Annotated in this window: 10 protein-coding genes and 3 rRNA genes; 4 read left to right on the top strand and 9 right to left on the bottom strand. The window is 49.5% G+C overall.

From position 1 onward, the window contains the following. Positions 1–23 precede the first annotated feature (23 nt). Both ACXAD6_RS00115 and ACXAD6_RS00110 read right to left on the bottom strand, forming a co-directional pair. Positions 24–596 carry a nucleotidyltransferase family protein gene (locus tag ACXAD6_RS00115; protein ID WP_474967104.1) on the bottom strand — a complete coding sequence of 191 codons (573 nt, stop codon included), beginning with the start codon at positions 594–596 and terminating at the stop codon, positions 24–26. Continuing rightward, complete coding sequence (locus tag ACXAD6_RS00110) at positions 526–1,443, bottom strand: LysR family transcriptional regulator (RefSeq protein WP_474970327.1); 918 nt, start codon at positions 1,441–1,443, stop codon at positions 526–528. The genes ACXAD6_RS00115 and ACXAD6_RS00110 overlap by 71 nt, the downstream gene beginning before the upstream one ends. 110 nt (positions 1,444–1,553) lie before the next feature. Here ACXAD6_RS00110 and ACXAD6_RS00105 point away from each other — a divergent pair, with 110 nt between their 5' ends. Continuing rightward, the gene (locus ACXAD6_RS00105) at positions 1,554–2,762 is read left to right on the top strand and encodes an MFS transporter (RefSeq protein ID WP_474967103.1); all 1,209 of its coding nucleotides are present in this window, start codon (positions 1,554–1,556) and stop codon (positions 2,760–2,762) included. Positions 2,763–3,040: 278 nt separating this feature from the next. Here the strand turns inward: ACXAD6_RS00105 and ACXAD6_RS00100 are convergent, their stop codons facing one another. Beyond that, a complete protein-coding gene (locus ACXAD6_RS00100; RefSeq protein ID WP_474967102.1) occupies positions 3,041–3,508 on the bottom strand; it encodes a GNAT family N-acetyltransferase in 468 nt (155 codons plus the stop codon). A 54-nt stretch (positions 3,509–3,562) separates the two neighbouring features. Then, complete coding sequence (locus ACXAD6_RS00095) at positions 3,563–4,453, bottom strand: LysR substrate-binding domain-containing protein (RefSeq protein ID WP_474967101.1); 891 nt, start codon at positions 4,451–4,453, stop codon at positions 3,563–3,565. Between the two features lie 108 nt (positions 4,454–4,561). Between ACXAD6_RS00095 and ACXAD6_RS00090 the strand changes: the two genes are divergently transcribed. The 3 genes from ACXAD6_RS00090 (at position 4,562) to ACXAD6_RS00080 (ending at position 7,195) form a co-directional block, all read left to right on the top strand. Further along, positions 4,562–5,566, top strand: a complete 1,005-nt coding sequence (locus tag ACXAD6_RS00090; protein WP_474967100.1) for a YeiH family protein — start codon at positions 4,562–4,564, stop codon at positions 5,564–5,566. 166 nt (positions 5,567–5,732) lie between these two features. Next, positions 5,733–6,623 carry a DMT family transporter gene (locus tag ACXAD6_RS00085; RefSeq protein ID WP_474967099.1) on the top strand — a complete coding sequence of 297 codons (891 nt, stop codon included), beginning with the start codon at positions 5,733–5,735 and terminating at the stop codon, positions 6,621–6,623. Positions 6,624–6,637: 14 nt separating this feature from the next. Beyond that, positions 6,638–7,195 (top strand): cysteine dioxygenase, encoded by a 558-nt coding sequence (locus ACXAD6_RS00080; RefSeq protein ID WP_474967098.1) that lies wholly within the window; start codon positions 6,638–6,640, stop codon positions 7,193–7,195. An 82-nt stretch (positions 7,196–7,277) separates the two neighbouring features. Here the strand turns inward: ACXAD6_RS00080 and ACXAD6_RS00075 are convergent, their stop codons facing one another. The 5 genes from ACXAD6_RS00075 to ACXAD6_RS00055 all read right to left on the bottom strand — a co-directional run bounded on the left by ACXAD6_RS00075 (position 7,278) and on the right by ACXAD6_RS00055 (position 14,516). Further along, positions 7,278–8,429 (bottom strand): AI-2E family transporter, encoded by a 1,152-nt coding sequence (locus ACXAD6_RS00075; protein ID WP_474967097.1) that lies wholly within the window; start codon positions 8,427–8,429, stop codon positions 7,278–7,280. 63 nt (positions 8,430–8,492) lie between these two features. Next, positions 8,493–9,401, bottom strand: a complete 909-nt coding sequence (locus ACXAD6_RS00070) for a DMT family transporter (RefSeq protein ID WP_474967096.1) — start codon at positions 9,399–9,401, stop codon at positions 8,493–8,495. A gap of 148 nt (positions 9,402–9,549) precedes the next feature. Continuing rightward, positions 9,550–9,663: ribosomal RNA gene (gene rrf / locus ACXAD6_RS00065) — 5S ribosomal RNA — on the bottom strand. Between the two features lie 201 nt (positions 9,664–9,864). Further along, positions 9,865–12,781 (bottom strand): 23S ribosomal RNA (locus tag ACXAD6_RS00060). A 170-nt stretch (positions 12,782–12,951) separates the two neighbouring features. Further along, a 16S ribosomal RNA gene (locus tag ACXAD6_RS00055) occupies positions 12,952–14,516 on the bottom strand. The 16S, 23S and 5S rRNA genes sit together here, the layout of an rRNA operon. Positions 14,517–14,701: the final 185 nt, after the last annotated feature.

The raw sequence follows: 14,701 nt of genomic DNA, 5'->3' as shown, positions 1-14,701 counted from the left end.
CAAGTTAATCCATCCACTTCCATCTATTCCCAAGGTAAAATAGTAAGTTTCGGCCAGCGTTTTTTCCATTTCGCTGCCTTTTTCAAATAGACTTCCTCCGGAATCAGCCGCTTGTTCGGCCGGACAATTAAGCTGAATAAATCCTCCAGACCGAAAGGGGCATACATATCGAAGGTGCCTGGTGCTCTTCTTTGGACAGCGAGTGAGGAGGCTGTCGTCGGCCATGTATCCACGGCTGCTTCGAGGGACGGATAGGGATCAAGCGGAATGTCGAAATTTTCTTCATACCATAAGTGAACGAGCGCCTCGTTCGTTACATCCACTTCAAAAGGGTGGCGGGAAAGCTGCTTTCTCATGTCCCTTTCCAACTGCCGCTCCTCTTCCAATGTTCCTTCTGGATCAAAATAGATCAAATCCGCATCTCCTATCCCATACGCGGGGTCAAACCCATGCTTCTCATTCCATACACTCTGCACAAGTGCCCCCGCTCCTATGTAATAACTCGAAAAATAATGATCGGCTTGGTCAAAGATCGGAAGGAGGTGAGGGGTTTTCTCCTGGATGATTTCGATCAGCTCGCTTTCCAGAGCATTCATGATTTCCACTCCTTTTTTTCAGGTGTTGAAGAAAGGCCTCTACCTGTGGAAGGGAACGGACATCCGGCTTCACGCATGCCCATGTCTCCCTGGTTACAGCATTCCCCTCTTGATCTACAAGAGGCAGGCAGGCATACTCTTCCTTTTCCTCGTACGCAATACTTCCTGGAAGGACCGTCATTCCGAGTCCGTGTTTCATCATTTGTTTAGCGGTCTCGAAATGATCGACCTTCATCGTCGGCCTGTAAGTGAGTTCCTTCTGATTTTCCCGCCACTCCTCAAGAAGACGTGTAAAGTCCGGATCTGTTCTGAATTCGATGAACGGCCTCTCCGTTACAGGGGGGAGAGGTAACAAATCGAATAAATAAAGCGGGTCATTCAATAAATGGGTCGAGTTGAATCCGGAAATCGGCTCCCCTCTCACGATGGATAGATGATTATCGAGCGCTGATGAGCGGACTTCACTGCTGATACCTGTGATAAGATCAACCGTTACCTCAGGATACATCTTTGTAAATGACTGGAGTATTTCCGGAAGAAAATACTGGCTGTACAGCGACGACGCTCCTATGGAAAGGGTGCCCGACACCCTCCCTCCTGCCATCGCCAGTTTATCTTTGAGCTCTTTTTCCTTTTGCAGGATTTCCCTGGCTGAAGCAAGCGTCAGCTCACCGAAAGGAGTGATCCAAAGCTTTTTCGAGGTGCGGACGAAAATGGCTCCTCCCAGTTCTTCTTCTATGTATTTCAATCTCTGAGTGATCGCCGGCTGGGAAAGAAGAATTTTTTTTGCTGTCGAACGGATGGTACCACATTCATGAAGCTGGATTAACAGATCATAATCTTCCATTCTCACCGAACGTTCCCCCTATCCATTTTTCTTATCCCCCTTTATTATAATTAAATATTATTCAAATCTCTATCCTTCCAGTAAGATAAAAGGGAAAAAGGAGGGATCACATGCTTCATTTGAAAACCGGACGTCTGCTCGGAAGTTACTTTCTATACGAATGCGGGCGGGCCATGTATTTTGTGCTGACCACCTGGATCTTGTTCCAATGGACGAACGACCCTTTGTATACAGGGTTATTTGTCAGCTTCGGCTTTCTGCCCGGGATGGTCTCCAACCTGTTCTTCGGAGTACTTGTAGACCGGTACAGCCGGAAGAAACTCGCTGTAGCTGCCGGAGCATCCAGTGTGCTCATCCTCTTATTTTTATGGACGACATCTGCCGTGGATACAGAAGCCCCCTGGCTGATTATTCTCGTCCATATGCTCCTTCAGACAGCCGGCTCCTTATTCCGTCCTGCCCTGCAGGCTCTGACAGCGGCGATCATTCCGAAAGACGAGCTTCCGAAAATCTTCTCCTGGTCCAATTCCTCGACGATCACAGGCAGCCTGATCGGTGCAGGCACAGGCGGGGTTCTGGCAGGGACCCTTCCTGCGGAAATCCCCTTAGCAGTCGTTCTTCTCCTGTTTACAGCAGCTACCCTGTCCGTGATGCAGCTGAATGAAGCTCCCTTTAGAAAAGAAAAGCGGAAACGCCTTTCATTTTTTCTGGATATGAAGGAAGGCTTCCGTTATGTCCATCACCACCCGCTGTTTTACGGTTTGTTCTTTCTCTTGATGATCGGGCAGCTGACCTTTCATACTTCTCTCGGCTTTTTAAGCGTTTATACCAGTGCCCACCTGCTGCAGGGGGCTTTCCTCTACGGACTGCTCGATGCGGTGTTTTCGATTGGAGGCATGGCAGCCGGGCTGCTGGGGACGTGGTGGTGGAAACTATTCAAAAACAGCCTGGCGGTATGGGCCTTTGCCGTTACTTCATGTGGTCTGCTCCTCGTCAGCCTGACTACCAACGTATGGCCCGCTTTTATAGGTTTTTTCTTTATCGGTTTCGGCACATCATCCATTCGCGCTTTACTTCAATCGGTTCAGCAGATGGCGTCGGATCCGGCTTTCCACGGAAGACTCTCCAGTCTGCGTATGCTCGCCAATCAGTCTTCTGTCGTCATCAGTGGGCCGGTATTTGGAGCCATTGCTTCTACTTCCGGTGTCTCCTTTGTCTTCCTATGGCTGCTTCTTCCAGCTGGTGCCGGTATTTTGTGGGCACATATCCAGTCCCGCCATCCAGATTTTCAAGCGGTAACAAACCGGAGAACCGCCTGATCATAAAAAAAGGCATGCTTTTCAAAAGCATACCTTTGGTCATGTATAAGTTAAGTACGGTTATCTTGTCTCTTCCTTCGGTGTACGGTACACTTTTTCAACCTCGATCCCCAGTGTCTTCAAGTAATCGACGATCTGGTCCAGTCTCTGCATGTTTTCACCTCAGTATGAAATAGAATTGGCAGGAAATCTGACGACAATCTACTTATTACTCTATATACGTCTCCCATCGCAAAACGTTTCACTTGACTTACAATGAACCATACCCTTGTCTTAAATCAGTTATGCACCTTTTTACACATTCGAACATTTTTTATAACCGTCCCGTTCAGTGTCTTCTCTTGATGACGGATCTTCTCATACCCGTGCTTCATGAAGAAAGGGACAGCAGCAAAACTGGCTTCCGTATGGAGGCGCACCGCTCCCATGGATTCAGCCTTTCTTTCCAACTGTTCCAAAAGGATGGATGCTGTTCCTGTCCGCTGGTAATCCGGGCTTACATATAGGAAATCGATACATTCCTCATCGGTTAAGGAGGCCATTCCAATAACCTGATCCTGTTCCAAGGCAAGCAGGGTGAACCCGTTCAGCAGCCTTCCAGACAAGCTTTCATTCAATGAAACAGCCCCGGCCCATGCTTTTTTCTGTTCATCCGTATACACGTCCAGCGGAATGTCCATAATCGCACCAACCATCAAGCGGATGACTTCATCTGTATCGTTGTTCCCCATCTTTCTTATCTGCACCAAATCTCTCTCCCTTCCATCATAACAAAATGGTCATGCTGTGACGTTAAGGTTTTATGACAATTGAAATAACTCCTTCACCTTTCCGATAAATGCCTGCACCTGTTCTGTGATTTCCTCTTCACTCATCGGGGTGACGACTGAAAAATAACGGGTGGTCGGCTGAATATAAGGAAGGGGCATAATCAGGTGTTCGGCAGCTGTGTGGGTCACCACCGTTTCTGAAATAAAGGATAGCCCCAGCCCTTCTTTTACACCTTGGACGACTCCATGATTGCTCCCGATCGTAATCGTCTTTCGCGGTCGTATATTGTACGACTCCAACATCGATTCCATCATCGCCCTTGTACCGGAGCCTTCCTCCCTGATCATCCACGTGTGATCCTGCAGATCCTCGAACGTCAGCGTTTCACATGTGCGAATTGGGTGGTCATCCGGCACGATGACCACCATCTTATCCTTCATAAAAGGGAAGGAAGACAACCCCTGATCAGCCACACGGCCTTCAACAAGCCCTATGTCCAGGGAATGAAGCTGAACCTCTCTGTTGATTCTCTCAGAATTGGCAATGGTCACCTGAAGATCCACTTCAGGAAACTCCTGGTCATACGCCCGGAGAAGGGAAGGAAGAATGTATTCCCCTACTGTATAACTCGCTCCTATTTTCACCGTCCCTTTCATCTGGTCATGATACTGCAGCACTTCTTTTCTGGCTTTATCCATAACGCCGAGAACCTGTCTGGCTCTCTTATACACCATCTCGCCTGTCGGTGTGACATCAAAGCGTTTCGGTGATCGGTTAATCAGCACGGTATTGAATTCTTCTTCCAGGTGCCGGATATGGGAGCTTACTGTGGGCTGTGAAAGCCGGAGCAGGTGAGAAGCTTTTGTAAAGCTTTTCTCATCAATCACCGTAATGAGCGTTTTCAATGATTCAAAATCCATGATGACCCTCCTGTTATTATTAAATCCTATTATAACTATTATAAAGTTTTATTTTACTAATAATCAATGGGCGCTTATGATAAGGAAGGAATAGAAAGGAGAACCATCATGAACATCATTACATCAACGATATATAAACAGCCTCTTCTTTCTGGTATTGCATATACAGCCTTACTATCAGCGGTCGGTTTTCTCGCTGCCCAGCTTCCTGGAGTCAGTCAGATCGGACCTCTTGCTGCCGCCATTCTGCTGGCTGTCCTCTACCGCCATTATTTTGGTTATCCCGAACAAATGAAAAGCGGAATCCAATTCGCAGCGAAAAAACTGCTTCGGCTGGCCATCATCTTATTCGGCCTCCGTCTGAATATGAACTTGATCGTCAATGAAGGACTTCCCCTCTTGTGGAAGAGTGTCCTCGTCATCATTTTTGCTGTCGGACTCATGGTCCTTGCAGCTAAAATGTTTAAAGCCGACCTCTCACTTATGACCCTGCTCGGAATCGGCACCGGTATCTGTGGGGCCTCAGCAATCGCCGCCGTGTCGCCGATCATTCATGCTAAGGAAGAGGACACAGCCGTAAGTGCCGGAATTATATCGATTGTCGGTACGCTCTTTGCGATCGGCTTCACCATTATCCGGCCGCTCCTTCCTCTGGATGCAGACGCCTATGGCATGTGGGCCGGCCTCAGCCTGCATGAAATCGCCAATGTTGCCCTGGCCGGTGAGCCTGCAGGAGCTGATGGGCTGGGCATGGCCTTTCTCGCAAAGCTCGCACGCGTGTTTCTCCTTGTCCCTGTTAGTCTTCTGCTTCTCTGGGTCATGAAGATCCGGAGCAAAGGAGAAAACCAGGGATCCATCACGTTCCCCTGGTTTCTGCTGGGCTTTATCGTTATGAGTCTGTTCGGAAGCTATGTCGAAGGGACATATATCACCATTCCCGACCCTGTCATGAACAACCTGCTCACCCTTACATCCTTCCTGCTGACGATGTCGATGGTCGGCTTAGGGCTGAGTGTCAGTCTCAGAGATGTTCGGGACAGAGCATTAAAACCGACGGTGATATTGATTTTCGTCTCCATCCTGCTGGCTTTTTTCACCTACTGGATCTTTTAACTCCTCGCTCACGAGGAGTTTTTTTGTCTTTTTCCTGCACTCTTTGTCGAAGGACTTAAGCTCCCAGAGTCTTTTGGTAAAATAAAGGAGGATCAGGGTGTCTGACATGCCTGTCCTTTCTATGCATATAGTAAAAGCAGCGGACTTATAGAAAGGATTCAGGTATATGAATGCTCCAGTTAAAATGAGTGCATCCCTGTATGCCCTGTTGTCCATCACTTTCTGGGGAATATCTTTTGTTTCGACCAAGGCGGTGCTCGAAAAAATAGACCCGTATTCCCTGCTTGTTCTACGCTTTGGAATCGGGGCTCTATTTTTATTTTGTATGATTATCGTTTTCCGCTATCCCTTAAAAGTACGCATAACCCATCTGCCCCACCTCCTCGTTCTCGGCATTCTAGGGGTTTACATCCACCAGGTGATCCAGGCGACCGCCCTTTTATCCATCCAGGCCTCCGATGCCGGATGGCTCATTTCTTTTTCACCCATTTTCACCATTGCTTTATCATTCATCTTTCTACACGAACCTCTAAGTCTGAAAAAAACAGCCGGCATCATTACAGCTGTGCTCGGTGTGCTTCTCATCACCTCCGGAGGGGAAGGATCTTTTATTAAGCTTTCTTTAAGCATGGGCTATCTGCTTATGATTTTAAGCACTCTGAACTGGGCGGTCTATTCGGTACTTTTGAAGAAGCTGGCTGTCCCTCTCCCTTCCATCGTCCTAACCTTTTATATGAGCATCATCGGCTGTCTGCTGACCCTGCCTTTTTTCATTAGAAATCAAGGGCTCACTCAGCTGGCTGCACTGGAATTGAGTCATTGGGCCCACCTGTTGTTTTTAGGTATTTTCGTTTCCGCTGTGGCTTACTGGTACTGGGCGAAAGCACATGAAATTCTGCCCGCCTCCCAAGTGTCCGTGTTTATGTACTTGGAACCCTTGGCCACATTGTCCGCCGCCATGCTTCTCCTTCATGAAAAACTGGCAGCCACATCAGTTATTGGCGGCCTATTCATTCTAATGGGGGTTCTGCTTGCTCAGCATCAAAAAAGAAAATAAAGGAGGAAACCGTGATGCGCATGGAAGAACGGGTGCAAAACGCTTTTCGTACGCTGACAGATCACTCTCCGGCATCCTTAAAAAAAAGACTGCTTGAATGTGACATTACACTTGAGGAGTTGGATCCCTACCTGAAGGATCCTGAGGGTAAACCGTACTACCGCCAGATGATATATGAGGATGAACATGTGGAGATGATTGTGATGAATTGGGCAGACATCGAATGTGCCCCTCACGATCATGGAGAATCATCCGGCTGGATACTCATTATGAACGGGGAAACGAAACAAACCGTCTATAAAGGAGGAAGTGAAAAGCTCCCTGAACCCCTTTTTACAGAATACAAGGAAAAAGGGCGGACAATGTTCGCTCCCAAAAAGGGGATTCATAAAATGGGACGCAGCGGAGAAAATGCTCTTGTCACCCTTCATTTATACTCCCCGCCGATTCGGGGGATGAAAGTCTATGACCTGGACACCTGCGCTGCTTGTGTCGTTTCCGCAGACTGTGGTGCCTGGTGGCCGGAAGAACAGCGGCAGCGGCTTAAGGAAATACAATTGAAGAAGAGTTGAGCCGGTACCGGGAACTCCTGCAGGCACCGGAAGACCACGGACGATCAGCAAAAAAAGAGGAAGCGGTGCACCGCTTCCTCTTTTAATCCATTTCGTATTGATCTTTTTCTTCAACAAAACGGTTGTACCGGCGCTGAAACCAGTGGAAAAAGTGAGAAACAAACACCTTTAAAATGGCATAGCCTGGGATGGCCAGGATGATTCCAATGATTCCAAAAAGGTGACCGGCCGTAAGCAGGACGAAGATAATCGTGACTGGATGGATGTGCAGGCTTTTCCCCATGATCTGGGGAGAAATGAATTTTCCTTCCAACAGCTGCACAACCGTCCAGACGAAGACAAGCTTCAGCACCATGAACGGGGAAGTCACAATAGATATGATCAGCGCCGGCGTGATGGCGATCACCGGCCCTAAATAAGGGACGACACTCGTGACACTGGCGATTGCTGCCAACAGCAGGGCGTAATCCAGTCCGATGATCAAAAACCCGATATACATCATGACACCGATACAGAAACTTACAATGATCTGTCCTTGAATATAGGCGCTTAACTGGTGATCAATGCCTTTGAAAACACTCGATACCTCCGGGCGCGCTTTAGGAGGAAACAGACGGATTATGACCCCGGGCAGCTTATGACCGTCTTTTAATAAGTAAAACAAGATGAAGGGAAGAGTGACAATGGCTACAACGACACTGGTGACAGTAGAAATGATACTCGTGATCCCTTCCACTGTCTGTGTGGCATAGGACGATATGTAATCCGGTACTTGATTGATCATCCCATCTACATCCTGAAACATATTAGTGTAGTAAGCGGAGAAATAAGAATTCTTCAGCCACTCATCCATCGATAATATTAAGTCGACGACATAGCGTGGCAGTTCTTCCGAAAGACTGATCAACTGCTTTTCCAGGAAAGGTATGATCAAAACGATCACCATCGTAATTAACCCGATGAGCACGAGCAGCGTTAAGACAATGCCCCAAATGCGTTTGATTTTCCACTTCTCCAGTAAGTTAATCACCGGCCGCAGCAGATAATAGACCACAACAGATAAGATAAGCGGGAGCGCTACGGTTTTCACAAATACGGCAACAGGTTCGAATATAAACCATACATTTGAAAAGACCAGGATATTCAATCCGGTCATTAGTAGAATACCTAGTAGAAATAATGTTTTACGGCCTCCAAAAAAACGGATGACCGGTGTGGAGTCCCAGCGATTCATAAACATTTCTCCTCAGCACAGCATGATTGATTTTATTCTATCACACAGAAAGCTCTTTCCACCTTATCCAGCTTTTACAGATGGAAGCTGATGGCTGTGACTTTTTCTTTTCGTAGACAGGTAGACGCCTGCAAAGATTGTCAACAGACCGTATATAAGGTTGGGCGTAACAGCTTCTCCCAAAAGTACACGACCCCAAATCAAGGCGGTGACAGGGACAAGATAGGTGACCATACTCGCAAACTCGGCCCCAGCCTGATCAATCATATAATAATAGAGAAGGTGAGCTGCCCCTGATCCGAGACATCCAAGACCGATGACAGCCAATATGGATTGAAGGTCCAGATTGACGACATTTCCCCAGCTGCCCGGCTCGAGCCAGAACAACCCGAGCGCACCGGAAGCGGCTCCGACCAACAGACCGGCTAAAGCCAGCAGGACGACGTCTGTCCCTTGAAGATATCTTTTGGTGAAATGGGATACAAACCCGTAACAGGAAGCCGCTAAAAGCATCGTACCGACTCCGATGAAACCCTCCCCTGTTATTTCCCCGGGGCGGAATCCGGTTAACAGGATGATACCTGCAAAGCCGATCACTATGCCTCCCCACTGTCTCCAGTGCAGACGCACAGAAAACAACAGAAATCCTGCCACTCCTGTCAGAATGGGTGTAGAGGCATTCAATACAGCAGCCATATTGCTTGTCAGTGATGTCTGACTTAAAGCAATCAGTCCCCACGGAAGCCCGGCATTGAACAAACCGACAACGATAAGACGCTTCCACGGAAGAACAGCCGGCCGCTTCCCTTTCCACCAGCGATAAAGAAACAGCGGAAGAAGGACAGCGGCGCCTGCCATACATCTCAGAAACACAGTCCCCCATACTCCTGCAGCAGGTATAAGGACCTCAATAAAGACAAAGGATAACCCCCATATCAGGCTGAGTGCCATTAATGCCCCGTACAGCTTCACGCCCTTCCTCCTCCTTCCTCTCATCGACTTGGAAATAACAACCAATAATTTTATACTCTATCAAATCTAAACGTTCCAATCAATAGAAATGAAACATACATTCTTCTATACGAAAAAACCTCCAGGACAATCCTGAAGGTTTTGTGTGACGTGGCAGCGTCCTACTCTCACGGGGGTAAACCCGACTACCATCGGCGCTGAAGAGCTTAACTGCTGTGTTCGGCATGGGAACAGGTGTGACCTCTTCGCCTTCACCACCACATCAATATAAAGTTTGAGGTGAACCCTCAAAACTGGATAAGGAAACAACTATTGATTAAAACACGATTCACGAAGTTCAGTCCGGCTGCAGCTCCTAAATCCTCGCTGTTCTAAGCACACCTTCTTCAAGACTGAAAAACACAGCCTTTACGAATGTTTGCTTAGCCAGTCGGATTTGACCAGTCGCTTTCGCCTTCTTCATATAGATAAGTCATCGATCCATTAGTATCCGTCAGCTCCACGTGTCACCACGCTTCCACCTCGGACCTATCAACCTCATCGTCTCTGAGGGATCTTATCTGCTCGAAGCAGAGGGAAATCTCATCTCAAGGGGGGCTTCATGCTTAGATGCTTTCAGCACTTATCCCGACCACACGTAGCTACCCAGCGATGCTCCTGGCGGAACAACTGGTACACCAGCGGTGTGTCCATCCCGGTCCTCTCGTACTAAGGACAGCTCCTTTCAAATTTCCAACGCCCACGACGGATAGGGACCGAACTGTCTCACGACGTTCTGAACCCAGCTCGCGTACCGCTTTAATGGGCGAACAGCCCAACCCTTGGGACCGACTACAGCCCCAGGATGCGATGAGCCGACATCGAGGTGCCAAACCTCCCCGTCGATGTGGACTCTTGGGGGAGATAAGCCTGTTATCCCCGGGGTAGCTTTTATCCGTTGAGCGACGGCCCTTCCATACGGTACCGCCGGATCACTAAGCCCGACTTTCGTCCCTGCTCGACTTGTAGGTCTCGCAGTCAAGCTCCCTTGTGCCTTTACACTCTGCGAATGATTTCCAACCATTCTGAGGGAACCTTTGGGCGCCTCCGTTACTCTTTAGGAGGCGACCGCCCCAGTCAAACTGCCCACCTGACACTGTCTCCGGACCGGATTACGGTCCTGGGTTAGAATGTCCGTACAGCAAGGGTAGTATCCCACCAGCGCCTCCACCGAAGCTGGCGCTCCGGTTTCCAAGGCTCCTACCTATCCTGTACAAGCTGTACCAACATTCAATATCAGGCTGCAGTAAAGCTCCACGGGGTCTTTCCGTCCTGTCGCGGGTAATGTGCATCTTCACACATAGTATAATTTCACCGGGTCTCTCGTTGAGACAGTGCCCAAGTCGTTGCACCTTTCGTGCGGGTCGGAACTTACCCGACAAGGAATTTCGCTACCTTAGGACCGTTATAGTTACGGCCGCCGTTTACTGGGGCTTCGGTTCAACGCTTCGCATAAGCTAACGCATCCCCTTAACCTTCCAGCACCGGGCAGGTGTCAGCCCCTATACTTCGCCTTACGGCTTCGCAGAGACCTGTGTTTTTGGTAAACAGTCGCTTGGGCCTTTTCACTGCGGCTCCTCGGCAGAGGAGCACCCCTTCTCCCGAAGTTACGGGGTCATTTTGCCGAGTTCCTTAACGAGAGTTCTCCCGCTCACCTTAGGATACTCTCCTCGCCTACCTGTGTCGGTTTGCGGTACGGGCACCTCTTTCCTCATTAGAGGCTTTTCTTGGCAGTGTGAAATCAGGAGCTTCGGTACTATAGTTCCCTCCCCATCACAGCTTGACGTTGTCGGACGGATTTGCCTATTCCGACCGTCTCACTGCTTGGACGTGCACATCCAATGGCACGCTCTCCCTATCCTCCTGCGTCCCCCCGTCATTCAAACGGAAAGGAGGTGGTACAGGAATATCAACCTGTTGTCCATCGCCTACGCCTTTCGGCCTCGGCTTAGGTCCCGACTAACCCTGAGAGGACGAGCCTTCCTCAGGAAACCTTAGGCATTCGGTGAAAGAGATTCTCACTCTTTTTTCGCTACTCATACCGGCATTCTCACTTCTAAGCGCTCCACCAGTCCTTACGGTCTGACTTCGCAGCACTTAGAACGCTCTCCTACCACTGATCATAAGATCAATCCGCAGCTTCGGTGGTGTGTTTAGCCCCGGTACATTTTCGGCGCAGAGTCACTCGACCAGTGAGCTATTACGCACTCTTTGAATGATGGCTGCTTCTAAGCCAACATCCTGGTTGTCTAAGCAACTCCACATCCTTTTCCACTTAACACACACTTTGGGACCTTAGCTGGCGGTCTGGGCTGTTTCCCTCTCGACCATGAACCTTATCACCCACGGTCTGACTCCCAGAACAAAGTCTATGGCATTCGGAGTTTGACTGAATTCGGTAACCCGATAGGGGCCCCTCGTCCAATCAGTGCTCTACCTCCATGACTTTCTATTCTGAGGCTAGCCCTAAAGCTATTTCGGAGAGAACCAGCTATCTCCGTGTTCGATTGGCATTTCACCCCTACCCACACCTCATCCCCGTAATTTTCAACTTACGTGGGTTCGGGCCTCCAGTCAGTGTTACCTGACCTTCACCCTGGACATGGGTAGATCACACGGTTTCGGGTCTACGACCGCATACTCACTCGCCCTGTTCAGACTCGCTTTCGCTGCGGCTCCGCTTCTGCTGCTTAACCTCGCATACGGTCGTAACTCGCCGGTTCATTCTACAAAAGGCACGCCGTCACCCATTAACGGGCTCCGACTACTTGTAGGCACACGGTTTCAGGTTCTATTTCACTCCCCTTCCGGGGTGCTTTTCACCTTTCCCTCACGGTACTGGTTCACTATCGGTTACTAGGGAGTATTTAGCCTTGGGAGATGGTCCTCCCGGATTCCGACGGAATTCCTCGTGTTTCGCCGTACTCAGGATCCACTCCGGAGAGAGGAAGATTTCGACTACAGGGCTGTTACCCTCTTCGGCTGATCTTTCCAGATCGATTCGTCTATCTTCCTCCTTGATAACTCCAAAGGAGTGTCCTACAACCCCAGAAAGCAAGCTTTCTGGTTTGGGCTGATTCCGTTTCGCTCGCCGCTACTTGGGAAATCGCGTTTGCTTTCTCTTCCTCCGGGTACTTAGATGTTTCAGTTCCCCGGGTCTGCCTTCCTATACCTATGTATTCAGTATAGGATACTGTCCCATTACGAACAGTGGGTTTCCCCATTCGGAAATCTCCGGGTCAAAGCCTGCTTACGGCTCGCCGGAGCATATCGGTGTTAGTCCCGTCCTTCATCGGCTCCTAGTACCAAGGCATCCACCGTGCGCCCTTATTCACTTAACTATCTTCGTGAAAAGACGTTTATATAAATCAATTAGATGTCTTGTCATCATGATCTCATCGCTAGATGAGTCATAATTCCTTATCCAGTTTTCAAGGTTCACAAATTTGAAAGATGCTTTGATCTCTCAAAACTGAACAACCAACACAGTACGTTTCCGTAATATCCTTAGAAAGGAGGTGATCCAGCCGCACCTTCCGATACGGCTACCTTGTTACGACTTCACCCCAATCATTGGCCCCACCTTCGGCGGCTGGCTCCAAAAAGGTTACCTCACCGACTTCGGGTGTTGCCAACTCTCGTGGTGTGACGGGCGGTGTGTACAAGGCCCGGGAACGTATTCACCGCGGCATGCTGATCCGCGATTACTAGCGATTCCGGCTTCATGCAGGCGAGTTGCAGCCTGCAATCCGAACTGAGAATGGTTTTATGGGATTTGCTACACCTCGCGGCTTCGCTGCCCTTTGTACCATCCATTGTAGCACGTGTGTAGCCCAGGTCATAAGGGGCATGATGATTTGACGTCATCCCCGCCTTCCTCCGGTTTGTCACCGGCAGTCACCTTAGAGTGCCCAACTGAATGCTGGCAACTAAGATTAGGGGTTGCGCTCGTTGCGGGACTTAACCCAACATCTCACGACACGAGCTGACGACAACCATGCACCACCTGTCACTTGGTCCCCGAAGGGAAATCCCTATCTCTAGGGAGGTCCAAGGATGTCAAGACCTGGTAAGGTTCTTCGCGTTGCTTCGAATTAAACCACATGCTCCACCGCTTGTGCGGGCCCCCGTCAATTCCTTTGAGTTTCAGCCTTGCGGCCGTACTCCCCAGGCGGAGTGCTTAATGCGTTAACTTCAGCACTAAGGGGTGGAAGCCCCCTAACACCTAGCACTCATCGTTTACGGCGTGGACTACCAGGGTATCTAATCCTGTTTGCTACCCACGCTTTCGCACCTCAGCGTCAGAAACAGACCAGAGAGTCGCCTTCGCCACTGGTGTTCCTCCACATATCTACGCATTTCACCGCTACACGTGGAATTCCACTCTCCTCTTCTGTCCTCAAGTTCCCCAGTTTCCAATGACCCTCCACGGTTGAGCCGTGGGCTTTCACATCAGACTTAAGGAACCGCCTGCGCGCGCTTTACGCCCAATAATTCCGGACAACGCTTGCCCCCTACGTATTACCGCGGCTGCTGGCACGTAGTTAGCCGGGGCTTCCTCGTCAGGTACCGTCAAGGTACCGCTCTATTCGCACGGTACTTGTTCTTCCCTGACAACAGAACTTTACGATCCGAAGACCTTCATCGTTCACGCGGCGTTGCTCCGTCAGACTTTCGTCCATTGCGGAAGATTCCCTACTGCTGCCTCCCGTAGGAGTCTGGGCCGTGTCTCAGTCCCAGTGTGGCCGATCACCCTCTCAGGTCGGCTACGCATCGTTGCCTTGGTGAGCCGTTACCTCACCAACTAGCTAATGCGCCGCGGGCCCATCTGTAAGTGATAGCGAGAAGCCATCTTTCAACTTATCTTCATGCGAAGAAAAGTATTACCCGGCATTAGCCCCGGTTTCCCGGGGTTATTCCGATCTTACAGGCAGGTTGCCCACGTGTTACTCACCCGTCCGCCGCTCGTTCCACGAGCTTCACCCCGAAGGGATCCACTCGCTTCCCGCGCTCGACTTGCATGTATTAGGCACGCCGCCAGCGTTCGTCCTGAGCCAGGATCAAACTCTCCATAAAAGTAGTTTGACTTGCTCATCTGCACACCGAATGTGCTTGTTTCAAATTTCTTCATTAAAGAAGAAATGTTTTGACGTACTGGTTGGTTCGTTCAGTTTTCAAAGATCAAATGTTGTCGGCCGTTTGAAAACAGCGACTCAATCATCTTAACATGTGTTGTTTTTCGTGTCAACAACTTTTTTCAT

Source organism: Halobacillus sp. ABH2_015 (genome assembly GCF_056158945.1).
This window is presented reverse-complemented; position numbering and strand designations above follow the sequence as displayed.

Bases quoted from the DNA above. Each gene is read 5' to 3' on its own strand.
- ACXAD6_RS00115 (WP_474967104.1), bottom strand. From the start codon at position 596: ATGAATGCTCTGGAAAGCGAGCTGATCGAAATCATCCAGGAGAAAACC.
- ACXAD6_RS00110 (WP_474970327.1), bottom strand. From the start codon at position 1,443: ATGGAAGATTATGATCTGTTAATCCAGCTTCATGAATGTGGTACCATC.
- ACXAD6_RS00105 (WP_474967103.1), top strand. From the start codon at position 1,554: ATGCTTCATTTGAAAACCGGACGTCTGCTCGGAAGTTACTTTCTATAC.
- ACXAD6_RS00095 (WP_474967101.1), bottom strand. From the start codon at position 4,453: ATGGATTTTGAATCATTGAAAACGCTCATTACGGTGATTGATGAGAAA.
- ACXAD6_RS00090 (WP_474967100.1), top strand. From the start codon at position 4,562: ATGAACATCATTACATCAACGATATATAAACAGCCTCTTCTTTCTGGT.
- ACXAD6_RS00085 (WP_474967099.1), top strand. From the start codon at position 5,733: ATGAATGCTCCAGTTAAAATGAGTGCATCCCTGTATGCCCTGTTGTCC.
- ACXAD6_RS00080 (WP_474967098.1), top strand. From the start codon at position 6,638: ATGCGCATGGAAGAACGGGTGCAAAACGCTTTTCGTACGCTGACAGAT.
- ACXAD6_RS00075 (WP_474967097.1), bottom strand. From the start codon at position 8,429: ATGAATCGCTGGGACTCCACACCGGTCATCCGTTTTTTTGGAGGCCGT.